We start from the raw sequence: 12,402 nt of genomic DNA on the forward strand, positions 1-12,402 counted from the left end.
TTAAAAAATACAGTTTGAATTTGCACCATCAAAGTTTATCGTAACACCTGAAAGATATTTTATATTATTTTGAATAATTGCTTTTACAAAATTTCCGATCTCTTCAGGCTCTCCCAGTCTTTTCATAGGCAATGTTTTCTCAAATTCTTTTACATTCTCTATTAACTCTCTAGTTCTGTCTGTGTTTATTGGCCCTGGTGCAATGTTTACACAGCTAATATTTTTCTCAGCATACTCTTTACTTAACACCTTGAAAACTTCAGAAAAAGCTGCACGATACGCTGATGATATTATCAATTTTGCATTTGGCTCTTTGATTACACCAGAACTTATCAGAAAGATATAGCCCCCGTTACTAATTTTGATATTTTGCAGTATGGTGACAAATCCTAGAAATAGTTGATTGTGATATAGATTCCAGTCATCTTCTGTAACGGTACTGAATGGTTTTGGAGCCGGACCTCCTGTGTTTAAAATCAGAATGTCTGTTTGATTATGTTCTTTTAAAAATTCTCTTACGCTGCCCAAGTTTGATGTATCAATGTCTTTTTTTGATGCAGCAAAGACGTCAATTTCTATTGATTTGAGAGCATCAGAAATTGCTTTGCCAATTCCACGTGAGCCACCAAGAACAATCGCACTAGTCATGCTATTCTCTAAAAACTTGATATAATTAAATTTCTTTAGTAAACAAAATTGTTCTTATTAAATTCAAAAATACTTTCAAAACAGCTTGAAAACTTGTATTAAAATCAGATGTATGATTAATTCTAATAATTTCTACGGATTCCTCTTAAATGATTTTAAGATTTTGTGTTCAATGACAAAACTACTGTACGCCTCAATCATTGCTTCGGTAATCATAATGTCTGTTTTTAGCACCAATGCTTTTGCACAATCAGATTTTAAAAAAATTGAAGGTGATGAACTAAACAATTCTGTTTCACAAGACATTCTTGCAAAAATTGAATTATCAAAACAACAATTTTTACAAGCAAAAGAGACTCAAAACAAGCGTAATGCACAGCAAAAATTCATTGATGAGCAACGAACCATTGCACAAGACTCTCTAAAAGAGGAACTCAAGCGAATGGAAAAAACATACGAAGAGTTTACACCTAGGAACGCATTTGCAAAATATGTTTCAAATCTTAATGTAACAAACAATGGCATATTCTGGGATCAGTTTGATTATCTGCAAATAAAAATATCTCTAGCAAGAGATGCAAGGGATTCTGTTTTAAAACAGGGAGGAACATTTTCTGATGCCATGAAGCAATATGTTCAATATGCCAAGATGCCAAAAATTGAAATGCAAAACATTGTGCGAGAACTCAACATAAAACACAATCTTGCACAAGAAAACATTCAGTCAAATTTTGACATTAACGGAAAATTGCCTAGATACGAAAATGACATCGAAGCTCCATGCTACGGATGTACTGCAAAAATATCCAAAGTTCAAACAGATTCAAATCAATTCGTTCCTATAACAAGAACTGTTTTGGAACCAAAGCCTACGCAGATAACCGAACTCCGAGATTCTCTTTCAGATCTTCAAAAACAGTTCTTGGAATCAAGAAATGTCATAGCCCAGAAAAAAATGGTATTTGAGATGAATGAAATCATAAAACGTATTCAAGAACTCAAATAATCTTTTTTTATTTTTTGATTTAATTGGAATATTTTTACTAGTATCTATGACTAGTTTATTGAATTTAATTCTATAATCTGATCCTGTGTATCATTGATTAGCGTTGTTTTTACTGCTTCTGAATGAAACCAGCAAAGATTCTCATTTGACAAGCACGCGTGACATCTGGCAATGCCATTTAGTGAGATTACTAACTCTGACTGCTCAGTAGAGTTTTCATCAGATGGATGTCTCAACAATTATTCTATAATGCTATGGGATTTATCTAAATGTAAGTTGAAATGCAAACATACATTTTCAAAAATTCCCAAACTTGGAAATACTTGCAATCTAAATTTTAGTAAACAAAAATCAATTCTACAAGGATCTTTTCTTATAACCATTACTCTACCTTGCCACTGATCTTTTCTGCCTGCAGGTTATATGCAATTTTGAGATTTTTCAATCATGCAAAAACTCTCAGGATTATTCTTGTTTGCAGTATTGATCTCGGGAATATTCTCTTCAAGTTCTGCCTTTGCACAAATACCAACAGCTGTAGATGACTTCTATTCTGTAGATGAGGATTTGCTTCTAACTGCCTCTCCTAACGGAGTTTTATTCAATGACACGGATCTCAATGATGATTTCTTGGCAATTCTCCTGACTGACACTGGCTTTGGAACGCTACTTCTAAACCAAAATGGAACTTTTACTTATCAGCCTAACCAAAATTTTGCTTCAACTGATTCATTCACTTATGCTCTAAACAATGGAACTCATAACAGCAATGAGGCTACAGTCACCATTACTGTCAATCCCATTAACGATGCACCTGTTGCACAAGATGATCTAGCTGAAACTCAACAAAACGTCCCAATTCGTATTCATGTTCTTGAAAATGACTCTGATGTAGAAGACGATTCATTGAACATAATTCTAGAAGTTGATCCTTTAGTGACAAAGGGCAATGTTACACTAGATGGCTCTGATGTGCTATTCACTCCGCAGACAGACTTTGTAGGGGAAACAAGTTTTTCCTACAGGGCATCAGATGGTGACAAAACAAGCAATCTAGCTAATGTTGCTGTTACAGTTACTTCAGTCAATGACATTCCTGATGCTGTAGATGATAATGCAACAACTCCAGAAAACACTCCAGTCATAATTCCAGCACTGGACAATGACATTGATAACGATTCACTTGCTATTGATTCCATAACGCAGGGAATTAACGGAACTGTAACTACAAACGGTACTAGCATAACTTATACTCCAGACACAGACTTTAACGGAACTGACTCTTTTACTTATACTGTTACTGATGGAGTGGTATCCAGCAATTCTGCAACAGTCACAGTACTTGTCACTTCTGTAGAAGATGAGACTGATGATGAGACAGATGACAATGATACAACTGATGAGAAAGAACTCAAAAGACAGCTAAAGGCACTAAAAGATGAATACAAAGCAAAAGAGAAAGAACTCAAAAAACAGCTAAAGACACTAAAAGATGAATACAAAGCAAAAGAGAAAGAACTCAAAAAACAGCTAAAGGATTTCAAGAATGATGAGAAATCACATGATGATGACAAAGAAGATGATCACAAAGACAAAAAAGGAAAAGGCCATGATAAACATGAAGACAAAGAAAAAGGAAAAGGTCATGAAAAATATGACGATGAAGATGACTAGTCTGACTCACGCTAAGATTTTGATTTAATTAGAATATTTTTACTACTTAGATTTCTTTAATTTCCGTAATTGTACCAAGTACAGAATCCATCTTGATGATTGCCTTTTTCTCATTCCATCCTAGTGCAACATACCAATCTCCTGCATCATCATGATACTTTGTTTCCAGAGTCTTGATATCGTCTGGTTTGACATCATATTTTTTGGCAATCCCTGAAATTGCCAGTGCTATTGCATCCTTTTCCTTCTCTAGGCGTCTTTTCATTAATCCTATTCCTGGACTCATGTTTTTCTCACATTGTTTTATCTAATATAGTTAATTCATAAAATTACCCACAACATTGAATTTTTCTAATTGATAATATTACATTATTTCAAATAGCCCTATGATAGAATAGAAACAAAATGAAACTAATTGCTAGACTTTCAAATTCTACAATTGCAAAATCCAGTACTCTAGTTTCTCTAGTTTCAATCTTGGCAGTAATTGGTCCAATTGTAATTGTTTCAGCGGGATTTTGGGATGCCATCTCTCATCTTCAAAAAAGTCCCGAATTTTTCTGGAGTCCGTCTCATATTGTAGTGTACTTTGGAGTTTCTTTGACTAGCTGCGCTGCAATAATGGGGGCAATATTGATAATCAGAAAATCAGTTCACGGCTCTCTGAAAACTGGAATTAAACTAGTCATTATAGGTTCTGTTTTACAAATTGTTTCAGGCTTTGGTGATTCTCTATCTCATGATGTATTTGGAATTGATGGATTAATCTCATGGTCTCATCAGCCATTGGAATTAGGATTGGTACTGGCATCATTAGGAGCAGTTTTGATATTAAAAAACAGAGAACACACCAAACTCAAATTGTTTCTGCCTTTCTCAATCGTGGCATTTTTGTTTTTTAGCACTTGGTTGATTTTTAATCTAGTATTGTTCTTTGGACATACCATCCAATGCATACAAATCTATGAGATATTCTCTTCTGGTTGCTCTATTTTGTAATTTTTTATTTTCATATATGACATAATCATCATTAGTAAGGCACCTGCAAGAACCATTATTCCTGATGGAAGCATCTTCTGAGAGTTTGTGTTCCCAAATTCTATTTGTATGCCAATTGGATTTTTTGCAATATTTGTAATCTTTACTATATGCTCGCCATTTTCATTAAAATAAAAATATCCTACTGACATTTTTGTCTGAACCATTTGCTCTTCAATCACATTCTCATTGGTATCTAGTATCTGAACAAAAATTTCTTCACCTCCAAATTCAGGCATGTATAATTTGTAATATCCAATATCAGAACCAAAAAATTCTGATTTTACTTCAAAAGAGTTTGATTGTTCTAGCAGAATTGAATCATATTTTTTCTCAGTTTCATCAAAAATTAGTCCTGTCCATATTATTCCTACAATGACTAGTATCAATCCAATTTTGAATGGTGATATTTTCATTTCATCATGCAGAGAAATAATTTACTTTATAAGATAATCTAAAGGGCTCGGAGGGCTTCGATCCCTCGACCTAGCGGTTCGAAGCCGCTCGCACTATCCAGACTGTGCAACGAGTCCAAACAAGTAAGATTTTAACGGGTCTAAATATCTGTCTAGATACTTTGAAGGTATCAAAAAAAGTAGTTGGAGTTGAATATGCAATTAGAGATATTGTTCTAGCTGCTAGAGCAGTAGAGCAAACAGGAATGAAGGTTGACTATCTCAACATTGGAGATCCTGTCCAGTTTGGCTTTCAACCGCCTGACAATGTGAAACAAGCTTTGATTGATGCAATTAACAGAGGTGATAATTTCTATTCTTCATCCGAAGGTCTCTTGGAATTAAGACAAGAAATTGCCAAAAAAGAAAATGCCAAAGGACTCTCAATTAATGCTGATGATGTTCTAATTACAAATGGAGTTTCTGAAGGCCTTGACATGGTTATCTCCTCAATAGTTGAAGAAGGTGATGAGGTATTACTCCCAGGTCCATACTATCCTCCATATGCTTCCTATGTCAGATTGCACGGGGGAGTCCCTGTCGAGTTTGCAGTAGACTTGAATAACTCTACACCTGACATTGATGATATTAAATCCAAAATCACGCCAAAGACTGTCGCTATCTGTTTGATCAGTCCAAACAATCCAACTGGTGTCGTATTCAATGAAAAAGCACTCAAAGAACTAGTGGATATTGCAAATCAGCACAATCTCTACATCATCTGTGATGAGATTTATGATCAAATAGTTTTTGATGATAAATTCGTTGGAATTGGAAAAGTAGCTGGCGATTCACCTGTGATTGTTCTAAATGGATTCTCCAAAGTCCATCTGATGTCTGGCTGGAGGATTGGGTACATTGCATTTAATCAATCACCTCAATTATCTGAGTTACGTGAGCATCTGCCAAAATTGGCAAGAGTCAGAATTGCAACTAGTCTTCCTGTACAATATGCGGCATTGGAATCACTTCAAGGACCGCAAGATTACATTGGTAAATTTGTTTCAGAAATGAAAAAACACAGAGACTTGGTTGTTAAACGATTAAATGAAATGTCTGGATTGTCATGTCCAAATCCAAAAGGTGCGTTCTATGCATTTCCAAAAATTGAAGACAATAGATATCAAACTGATAAAGAATTTGTAACAAAACTATTGGAACAAAAAGGTGTACTGACTGTTCATGGCTCTGGATTTGGTGAGAAATATGGTAGTGGGCATTTTAGATTAGTATATCTGCCAAGTTTGCAAGTGTTGGATTCTGCAATGAACAAAATTGAAGAATTTGTTAGTAATTCCAAACTGTAAATTTCTCAGGAATTATCTCAATAATACAGTCAGTATCATCTAGTAGTTCTTTTGCAGATTTATTCTCTAGTGTTTTAAAATATCGCAAAAGAATTTTCTTTGCAATTGTTTTGACTTTGGTTTTTTCTAAAATGATATTGGCATTTCCCTGCACTAGTACGCCGTAAATATCTGGTGCATTAATTCCAATATCTACACAGCATGAAACATGGTTGTTTTTCATTACATTTTTTGCCTTTTGTGTTTTGGTGTTCGTTCCAATGTGGAATTTTTTTCCATTATATCTATACCATACAGGCGCAATATGTGGAGTTTTATTTTTGCCAATTGTCGCTAATCGTAATATCTTCTGCTGAGTAAGAAATTCATCTCTTTTCTTCATGTTTTCTAAACCCTAATGCTATCATAAAAATCCCAAAGCCTATCATTGACATTGAAACTTTTTCGTTCGTAAATTCTGCATTAAATAAAAATTCTTGAACAAAGTCTATTCCCCATATGAGTAATTGCTGAATGAGAACTATTCCTCCCATTACACAAAAAAGCACACCAATTGCACTAAACCAGTTTCTGCCCCGTCTATAATACTCGTGACTCATGTTAAATGAAAATGATATTAGATAATTTTGATGCCTGGATTCTTTATCTTGTTTCTAATCATTGCATTTAGTAACAATGGAGTAGACATTTCTGCAAGATATGACAATTCAATTGGTCCCAAGTAAATCGCTCTTAATCCTTTGATTTCATCAATCAATCCATTTACTACTTGCACTGAATCATTATCATCCCCACAAACAAAGATGTCGTAATCTAATTCCAGTGTGGGATTGACTAGTTTTTTTTCAGAAATTACATGAAATGCTGAAACAAGTTTTGATTTATCTCTCATGTGTTCAGAAACAAGTTTGTATGAAAATGGTTTGTTCTCTTTAATTGAAATGCACTCAAATCCTACATCTGTTTTTGTCATTGGAACAATTGGAGACACAACAACACAACTGTCTTTGACTTGTGATAATATCCCAGAACATACAGAATCAATATTCTCATATGGAATTGATAAAATCAAAACATCACTTTCTTTTGCAACTGAAACATTATCGTTTCCAGTAATTGTTCCTTTAATTTCTCCAAATGCTTCTTTTGCAAGATTTGTATATTCTACAGCTGATTCAGATGCTCTTGCAGCATCCCTGGAACCAATTATTACATCATTGTTTTGGGACCATCTTAGAGCAAAACCTTTACCCATTCCGCCAGTACCGCCAATAATTCCGATTTTCATGATATATACCAGACAATGTTATTATTATCTCTATTTGAAAATCGATCAAATTGGGACAGATTATCTTCCTTAGACACGGACAGGCAAAAAATAACACTGAAAGAATTCTAGCTGGACGAACAGAAGGAGTCCCATTAACTGAAATTGGAATTAAACAAGCAGAACATACTGCTGAATTACTTGAACACATGAATGTATCAGCAATCTATTCCAGTCCAATACAAAGAGCAAAACATACTGCAGAAATTGTTGGCAAACACAATTCAATTGATGTTACCATTGATGAGAGATTAATTGAACTTGATATGGGAAAATTCACTGGAATGCCATATGATGAAATTTTTACCAGTCATGGCAATGTCTTTATGAAATTCTATAATGGTGAATTAGAAATTGCTCATAATGGAGTAGAAACTTTTGATCAAGTCAAAAAACGAGTTTTGGGAATTGTAAGCCATGTTATTGAAAAGCATCCTGATGAAAATGTAGTCCTTGTAACTCACATGGATCCAATCAAGGCAATGTTATCTACAATAGTGGATCTATCTCCTACCAATCTCTTTGAATTAATCATCGCAAATGCTTCACTTAACATCTTTAGAGAAAAAGAACAAAAATTCTCCCTTTCAGGACTTAATGTAATGCATCCCTCTCGATTCGATCAGGGTTGGTAGTTAATAATCTTGAAAACCCTTAAATAGAAATTATAGTTCACGTCATTCAATCACTATGAAGAAATTCGTCGGGTTATTCTTAGTATTGGCAGTCTTGATGATAATTCCAGCTGTAGATTTAGCATTTGCTGCAGGTGATGAGCCAGGAGAATATCTTGACCGTAGAGTGGTTATTTGGAATCTATTTTATAGATTAATGACAGTCGGATTTACTGTTGGTACAGTAGTATCTGGAACAATGATTTGGCAATGCTGGAGATTCAGAGAATCTCATCCAAAAGCAAAACCAACTCCATATGAGGGCACGGACTGGTAATAATGGCTGGACACTCTAACTGGCCAGAATGGATTTACATCGGTGTTGTAGTAGCATTGATGTGTTGGGTTGGAGCAGAAGCTTGGGAAGCAGAAAGACTTGTTGAACATGTTCCAGCAGATGCTGAAACAATTATTGTAACAGGACAACAATGGTTCTGGACTTTTGAACATGAAGATGGTACTAAAGAAATTGGAGAACTACATGTTGAAGTTGGCAAAGCTTACAAATTTGAAATTCATTCTACAGACGTTAACCATTCATTTAACATTCACGATTATGTTGTTTTGATGGATGCAATTCCTGGTAGAGTAAACACAGTATGGTTTGCTCCAACTGATGCAGGAACTCATGACATTCAATGCAGAGAATACTGCGGTTTAATTCACTATAATATGCGTGGAACTTTAATTGTGGAGGATCCAAAGGCTTGACAACGCTTTTATCACAACTTTCAATGTCCAACACTGAGGAGATTATCTAATGGTTCTAGAATTACAAAAGCCACGTCCAATTTGGCAAATAATGTTCTCAACACATCACACTGATGTTGGTTTACTATACCTAATTACATCACTAGCATTCTTGTTCTTAGGTGGTGCCTTGGCTCTTGCAATTAGAGCAGAATTGTTCTTACCTGGCGCACAAATCATCGGTGATGCAATGACCTTTAACAGAATTTTCACAGTTCACGGTACAACGTTAATTTTCTTGTTTATCATTCCATTTGCATCTGCAGTTGGTAACTACTTTGTCCCAATCATGGTAAGATACAAAGACATGGCTTATCCAAAACTCAATGCAATTGCATTTTGGATGATTCCTCCAGCAGGAGCTCTTATCTGGTTAGGCTTTGCTGATTTTACTTGGTATGCAACACCTCCATATTCTATTATCAGTGCACCTGGTCCAGCTGCTGACATGTGGATATTTGGATTAAAAATTCTAGGCATCTCATCAGTACTTGGCGCAATTAATTTTGTAGTTACAATTCTAAAATGTAAACATCCTGACATGTCAATTGGTCAAGTTCCACTGTTAGCATGGTCTTTCTTATCTTCATCTTTGATTATTCTTGTTGCAATCCCAACCTTTGCAGCAGCACTTTTGATGTTACTAACTGACAGACTTGGTGTAAGTGGATTCTTTAATCCTGCAATGGGTGGAGATCCAATCGCATATGCACACTTGTTTTGGTTCACATTCCATCCTGAGGTGTATGTATTGGTAATTCCTGCAATCGGTATGATGTATGAAATTATTCCAAGGTTCTCAAGAAAACCAATTTACAGCTACAACTCCGGCGTCTTTGCATTTGTTCTGTTATCCATTGTCGGTTTCTCATCATGGGCACACCACATGTATGCAACCGGAATGTCATTTACTGAAAAAACTGTATTCATGGTAGGAACTCTTGCAGCAGTTCCAGCATCTGCCATGCACGTGTTCAACTTTGTTGCAACAATGTGGAATGGTAGAATCAAATTCTCAACCCCAATGATGTGGGCAGTTGGTGGTATTGCATTATTCTTCTCTGCAGGTGCAGGCGGTGTTGCAAATGCTGCCATGCCATTAGACTTTACAACACACGATACATACTGGGTAGTAGGACACTTCCATCTCTTTGTGATGGGTACGATTGCATTTGGTTCAATTGGTTTCCTATACTACATGTTCCCATATGTAACTGGAAGAATGTACAATGAAACAATGGGTAAGGTTCACTTTGTAATGTCCTTTGTAGGAACAGTTCTGGTATTCTTTACACAACACGTACTTGGCTTGTATGGGATGCCAAGAAGAATTTTCGATTATCCGCCAATCCCAGAATGGATTGCTATGAACCAAATTGCAACAGTTGGTGCCATGATTATTGGTGTCAGTATGGCAATATTCTTAGCAAACATGATTTACAGTTCTGGAAAAGGAAAACTTGCAAATACCGAAGATCCATTTGGAGTCGGTGGCAAGTACTACTATCCATTTGAGGCAAAGAACCCATCACATTAGGAGATATATGAAATGAGTCACGATAATTCCCAAGTTTACAGAACAACTCCAGCAAGAACTGGAAAAATGATGATAATCATGTTGGGTATCTGCATTGTTGGTGGAGCAATCTTCTTTGGAATGTGGGACTATTGGATTTCACAACCAGCCCCTGTTGTAGCAATGATGGCAGGTGGTGATGATCATGGTGCAGCAGCTGTACATACTGGTGCTACTATTACACAAGATTTGCACTTTATTGAATCATCAGACTTTAGGACTTTGGCATTTAATGCATTACCTGGAGAACCAGATAACAACCCATCAATCAACATGGAAGTTGGAGATAAAGTAATTTTTAATGTTGATAATGCTGGAAAATCATTCCACTCATTTGGTGTTACTCAAAATGATGAAGGTTTTGGAGGAGTTATAGCAGGAAGTGAAGTTGCAACAGCATCAAACCCATTAAAACCTGGTGAAAGTGGAACATCAGAGTTTATTGCAGGTGAGGAAGGAGTTTACTATTACATTTGTACTGTTCCTGGTCATAGAGAACAAGGAATGGTTGGTAAAATCCTTGTAGGTGATGTTTCAGTTGAAGAAGAAGTAATGGAATCTGTGCCAGAACCAGAGGTAATGGAAGAAGTTACAGAACCAGAAGTAATGGAAGAAGTAATGGCACCAGAACCTGTAGCATTTGATGGTACAATTTCTCTCCCAGAAGGATCTGGTGTACCTGGATGTGATGAAACAAATGAATGCTATATTCCATATCATGTTACGGTTTCAGTAGGCGAAGAAATTACTTGGTCAAATGATGACTCAGCAGCTCACACAGTTACAAGTGGAACCCCCGCAGATGGTCCAGATGGATTATTTGATAGTAGTTTGTTTATGGCAGGTGGTACATTCTCAGTTACATTAGATGAAGCAGGTGAATATCCGTACTTTTGCATGGTTCATCCTTGGATGATTGGTATTGTTACAGTAGAATAGAAAAATTTTGGCCATTCAATATCTTGCATTAACAACAATGATTGTTTTGTATTCGCTGATGTTTATTGGTGGATATATTTCAGCAGCAGGACTTGGATTGACTTGTCCTGAATGGCCTCTATGTCCTAATGGAATAATGCCTTCTGAAGAATATCTTGTTGAATGGGTTCATAGAACAACTGCTGCAACTACTGGGGTATTGGTAATTGCAACTATGGTTGCAAGTTTAATCAACAAGAATGCAGACTTAAAAATTAAAATTACAAGTTCCCTTGCAACAGGGTTAGTAATTACCCAAATTACGCTTGGTGCTTTGGTAATTGACACAAAATTGCATGCTGTACTAGTTGCAATTCACTTGGGAATTGGAATCTGGTTATTTGCTATGGTATTATTGACCACATTATTTGCATTTAGAATTGCAAAATCTTCAAAATCAATCACTGCTTAGATTTTTTTAATATTTTTGGTAGATAGATGTACAACATCACTCCTACAAATACAAAAGCACCGGTAGTAATTGCACCAATGAATAGATATCCAAATGGGCTCTGTGTTCCCATGTTAAATGTATAAGTCAGAATTCCATCAGAACCTTCCATGTCGTATAAATCAACTCTGACTATGTGATTCCCTATGTTTCTCCAAACATAGTCAAAATCCCAATGAGATCCTTCAACTACAGTTGGTGGAATTGCATCTACTTGCTGTTCATTATAGTATACTCTGATTCCCATGGTGAAATCTTCAACATCCTCATAGTCAAATCCCTTTGTCACCTTGATGAGAAATTGCGATGGTTCATCAATCTGTGGAAATTCTGGTGCTGTGGCTACTTGGACTCTATATCCGCCATATGACTGCTCAGCAGAATTAAACATAGAATGAGCGTATGCAGAACCAAATCCTGAATATGCTGAAAAAAGCAAAACAAAGATTAAGAAAACTGATCGCTTTTTAGCCATTTAAAATACCGTGTAAACTAGACGAATATATTGTAAATCAATT

At 35.8% G+C, this 12,402-nt stretch carries 17 protein-coding genes and 1 tRNA gene; 10 read left to right on the top strand and 8 right to left on the bottom strand.

Going from position 1 to position 12,402, the window contains the following annotated elements:
* Positions 1 to 648 (bottom strand): SDR family oxidoreductase, encoded by a 648-nt coding sequence (locus ACW9XH_RS00585; RefSeq protein ID WP_457758714.1) that lies wholly within the window; start codon positions 646 to 648, stop codon positions 1 to 3.
* 172 nt (positions 649 to 820) lie between these two features.
* On the opposite strand from ACW9XH_RS00585, the gene ACW9XH_RS00590 reads away from it, so the two are divergent.
* Both ACW9XH_RS00590 and ACW9XH_RS00595 read left to right on the top strand, forming a co-directional pair.
* Positions 821 to 1,654 (top strand): hypothetical protein, encoded by an 834-nt coding sequence (locus ACW9XH_RS00590; RefSeq protein WP_457758715.1) that lies wholly within the window; start codon positions 821 to 823, stop codon positions 1,652 to 1,654.
* A 447-nt stretch (positions 1,655 to 2,101) separates the two neighbouring features.
* The gene (locus ACW9XH_RS00595; protein WP_457758716.1) at positions 2,102 to 3,328 is read left to right on the top strand and encodes a cadherin-like domain-containing protein; all 1,227 of its coding nucleotides are present in this window, start codon (positions 2,102 to 2,104) and stop codon (positions 3,326 to 3,328) included.
* A 46-nt stretch (positions 3,329 to 3,374) separates the two neighbouring features.
* Here ACW9XH_RS00595 and ACW9XH_RS00600 read toward each other — a convergent pair whose 3' ends face one another.
* Complete coding sequence (locus ACW9XH_RS00600; protein ID WP_457758717.1) at positions 3,375 to 3,614, bottom strand: hypothetical protein; 240 nt, start codon at positions 3,612 to 3,614, stop codon at positions 3,375 to 3,377.
* A 119-nt stretch (positions 3,615 to 3,733) separates the two neighbouring features.
* Here ACW9XH_RS00600 and ACW9XH_RS00605 point away from each other — a divergent pair, with 119 nt between their 5' ends.
* A complete protein-coding gene (locus ACW9XH_RS00605) occupies positions 3,734 to 4,327 on the top strand; it encodes a hypothetical protein (RefSeq protein ID WP_457758718.1) in 594 nt (197 codons plus the stop codon).
* Here the strand turns inward: ACW9XH_RS00605 and ACW9XH_RS00610 are convergent.
* Both ACW9XH_RS00610 and ACW9XH_RS00615 read right to left on the bottom strand, forming a co-directional pair.
* Positions 4,291 to 4,782: a hypothetical protein gene (locus tag ACW9XH_RS00610; RefSeq protein ID WP_457758719.1), complete on the bottom strand. Its 492-nt coding sequence runs from the start codon at positions 4,780 to 4,782 to the stop codon at positions 4,291 to 4,293. The genes ACW9XH_RS00605 and ACW9XH_RS00610 overlap by 37 nt on opposite strands.
* Positions 4,783 to 4,824: 42 nt before the next feature.
* Positions 4,825 to 4,899, bottom strand: a tRNA-Arg gene (locus ACW9XH_RS00615).
* A gap of 44 nt (positions 4,900 to 4,943) precedes the next feature.
* Here ACW9XH_RS00615 and ACW9XH_RS00620 point away from each other — a divergent pair.
* A complete protein-coding gene (locus ACW9XH_RS00620; RefSeq protein WP_457758720.1) occupies positions 4,944 to 6,128 on the top strand; it encodes an aminotransferase class I/II-fold pyridoxal phosphate-dependent enzyme in 1,185 nt (394 codons plus the stop codon).
* Here ACW9XH_RS00620 and ACW9XH_RS00625 read toward each other — a convergent pair.
* Genes ACW9XH_RS00625 through npdG form a run of 3 tightly spaced genes read right to left on the bottom strand, consistent with a single transcriptional unit; the run spans position 6,109 to position 7,416 of the window.
* Complete coding sequence (locus ACW9XH_RS00625; RefSeq protein ID WP_457758721.1) at positions 6,109 to 6,510, bottom strand: pyridoxamine 5'-phosphate oxidase family protein; 402 nt, start codon at positions 6,508 to 6,510, stop codon at positions 6,109 to 6,111. The two genes, ACW9XH_RS00620 and ACW9XH_RS00625, sit on opposite strands and share 20 nt — an antisense overlap.
* Positions 6,494 to 6,727 (bottom strand): hypothetical protein, encoded by a 234-nt coding sequence (locus ACW9XH_RS00630; RefSeq protein ID WP_457758722.1) that lies wholly within the window; start codon positions 6,725 to 6,727, stop codon positions 6,494 to 6,496. Before ACW9XH_RS00630 ends, ACW9XH_RS00625 begins: the two co-directional genes overlap by 17 nt.
* A gap of 17 nt (positions 6,728 to 6,744) precedes the next feature.
* Positions 6,745 to 7,416 (bottom strand): NADPH-dependent F420 reductase, encoded by a 672-nt coding sequence (npdG, locus tag ACW9XH_RS00635; RefSeq protein ID WP_457758723.1) that lies wholly within the window; start codon positions 7,414 to 7,416, stop codon positions 6,745 to 6,747.
* A 50-nt stretch (positions 7,417 to 7,466) separates the two neighbouring features.
* Between npdG and ACW9XH_RS00640 the strand changes: the two genes are divergently transcribed.
* From ACW9XH_RS00640 to ACW9XH_RS00665, 6 genes are read left to right on the top strand one after another with little or no spacing between them, the layout of a single operon-like run.
* The gene (locus tag ACW9XH_RS00640) at positions 7,467 to 8,090 is read left to right on the top strand and encodes a histidine phosphatase family protein (RefSeq protein ID WP_457758724.1); all 624 of its coding nucleotides are present in this window, start codon (positions 7,467 to 7,469) and stop codon (positions 8,088 to 8,090) included.
* A gap of 55 nt (positions 8,091 to 8,145) precedes the next feature.
* Positions 8,146 to 8,406 carry a heme transporter CcmC gene (locus ACW9XH_RS00645; protein WP_457758725.1) on the top strand — a complete coding sequence of 87 codons (261 nt, stop codon included), beginning with the start codon at positions 8,146 to 8,148 and terminating at the stop codon, positions 8,404 to 8,406.
* A 2-nt stretch (positions 8,407 to 8,408) separates the two neighbouring features.
* A complete protein-coding gene (locus tag ACW9XH_RS00650) occupies positions 8,409 to 8,840 on the top strand; it encodes a cupredoxin domain-containing protein (RefSeq protein WP_457758726.1) in 432 nt (143 codons plus the stop codon).
* Between the two features lie 49 nt (positions 8,841 to 8,889).
* On the top strand, positions 8,890 to 10,416 hold the full coding sequence (locus tag ACW9XH_RS00655) for a cytochrome c oxidase subunit I (protein WP_457758727.1): 1,527 nt from the start codon (positions 8,890 to 8,892) through the stop codon (positions 10,414 to 10,416).
* A 12-nt stretch (positions 10,417 to 10,428) separates the two neighbouring features.
* Positions 10,429 to 11,394: a plastocyanin/azurin family copper-binding protein gene (locus ACW9XH_RS00660; RefSeq protein WP_457758728.1), complete on the top strand. Its 966-nt coding sequence runs from the start codon at positions 10,429 to 10,431 to the stop codon at positions 11,392 to 11,394.
* Positions 11,395 to 11,401: 7 nt separating this feature from the next.
* Positions 11,402 to 11,845: a COX15/CtaA family protein gene (locus tag ACW9XH_RS00665; protein ID WP_457758729.1), complete on the top strand. Its 444-nt coding sequence runs from the start codon at positions 11,402 to 11,404 to the stop codon at positions 11,843 to 11,845.
* Here the strand turns inward: ACW9XH_RS00665 and ACW9XH_RS00670 are convergent.
* Entirely contained in the window at positions 11,835 to 12,359 is a 525-nt protein-coding gene (locus ACW9XH_RS00670; RefSeq protein ID WP_457758730.1) for a hypothetical protein, read from the bottom strand. The two genes, ACW9XH_RS00665 and ACW9XH_RS00670, sit on opposite strands and share 11 nt — an antisense overlap.
* Positions 12,360 to 12,402 lie beyond the last annotated feature (43 nt).

This window comes from Candidatus Nitrosopumilus sp. bin_32a (assembly GCF_054095935.1).

What these genes read in the sequence shown, in the direction of transcription:
- ACW9XH_RS00585 (WP_457758714.1), bottom strand. Translation starts at nt 648, where the DNA reads ATGACTAGTGCGATTGTTCTTGGTGGCTCACGTGGAATTGGCAAAGCA.
- ACW9XH_RS00590 (WP_457758715.1), top strand. Translation starts at nt 821, where the DNA reads ATGACAAAACTACTGTACGCCTCAATCATTGCTTCGGTAATCATAATG.
- ACW9XH_RS00595 (WP_457758716.1), top strand. Translation starts at nt 2,102, where the DNA reads ATGCAAAAACTCTCAGGATTATTCTTGTTTGCAGTATTGATCTCGGGA.
- ACW9XH_RS00600 (WP_457758717.1), bottom strand. Translation starts at nt 3,614, where the DNA reads ATGAGTCCAGGAATAGGATTAATGAAAAGACGCCTAGAGAAGGAAAAG.
- ACW9XH_RS00605 (WP_457758718.1), top strand. Translation starts at nt 3,734, where the DNA reads ATGAAACTAATTGCTAGACTTTCAAATTCTACAATTGCAAAATCCAGT.
- ACW9XH_RS00610 (WP_457758719.1), bottom strand. Translation starts at nt 4,782, where the DNA reads ATGAAAATATCACCATTCAAAATTGGATTGATACTAGTCATTGTAGGA.
- ACW9XH_RS00625 (WP_457758721.1), bottom strand. Translation starts at nt 6,510, where the DNA reads ATGAAGAAAAGAGATGAATTTCTTACTCAGCAGAAGATATTACGATTA.
- ACW9XH_RS00630 (WP_457758722.1), bottom strand. Translation starts at nt 6,727, where the DNA reads ATGAGTCACGAGTATTATAGACGGGGCAGAAACTGGTTTAGTGCAATT.
- npdG (WP_457758723.1), bottom strand. Translation starts at nt 7,416, where the DNA reads ATGAAAATCGGAATTATTGGCGGTACTGGCGGAATGGGTAAAGGTTTT.
- ACW9XH_RS00645 (WP_457758725.1), top strand. Translation starts at nt 8,146, where the DNA reads ATGAAGAAATTCGTCGGGTTATTCTTAGTATTGGCAGTCTTGATGATA.
- ACW9XH_RS00650 (WP_457758726.1), top strand. Translation starts at nt 8,409, where the DNA reads ATGGCTGGACACTCTAACTGGCCAGAATGGATTTACATCGGTGTTGTA.
- ACW9XH_RS00655 (WP_457758727.1), top strand. Translation starts at nt 8,890, where the DNA reads ATGGTTCTAGAATTACAAAAGCCACGTCCAATTTGGCAAATAATGTTC.
- ACW9XH_RS00660 (WP_457758728.1), top strand. Translation starts at nt 10,429, where the DNA reads ATGAGTCACGATAATTCCCAAGTTTACAGAACAACTCCAGCAAGAACT.
- ACW9XH_RS00670 (WP_457758730.1), bottom strand. Translation starts at nt 12,359, where the DNA reads ATGGCTAAAAAGCGATCAGTTTTCTTAATCTTTGTTTTGCTTTTTTCA.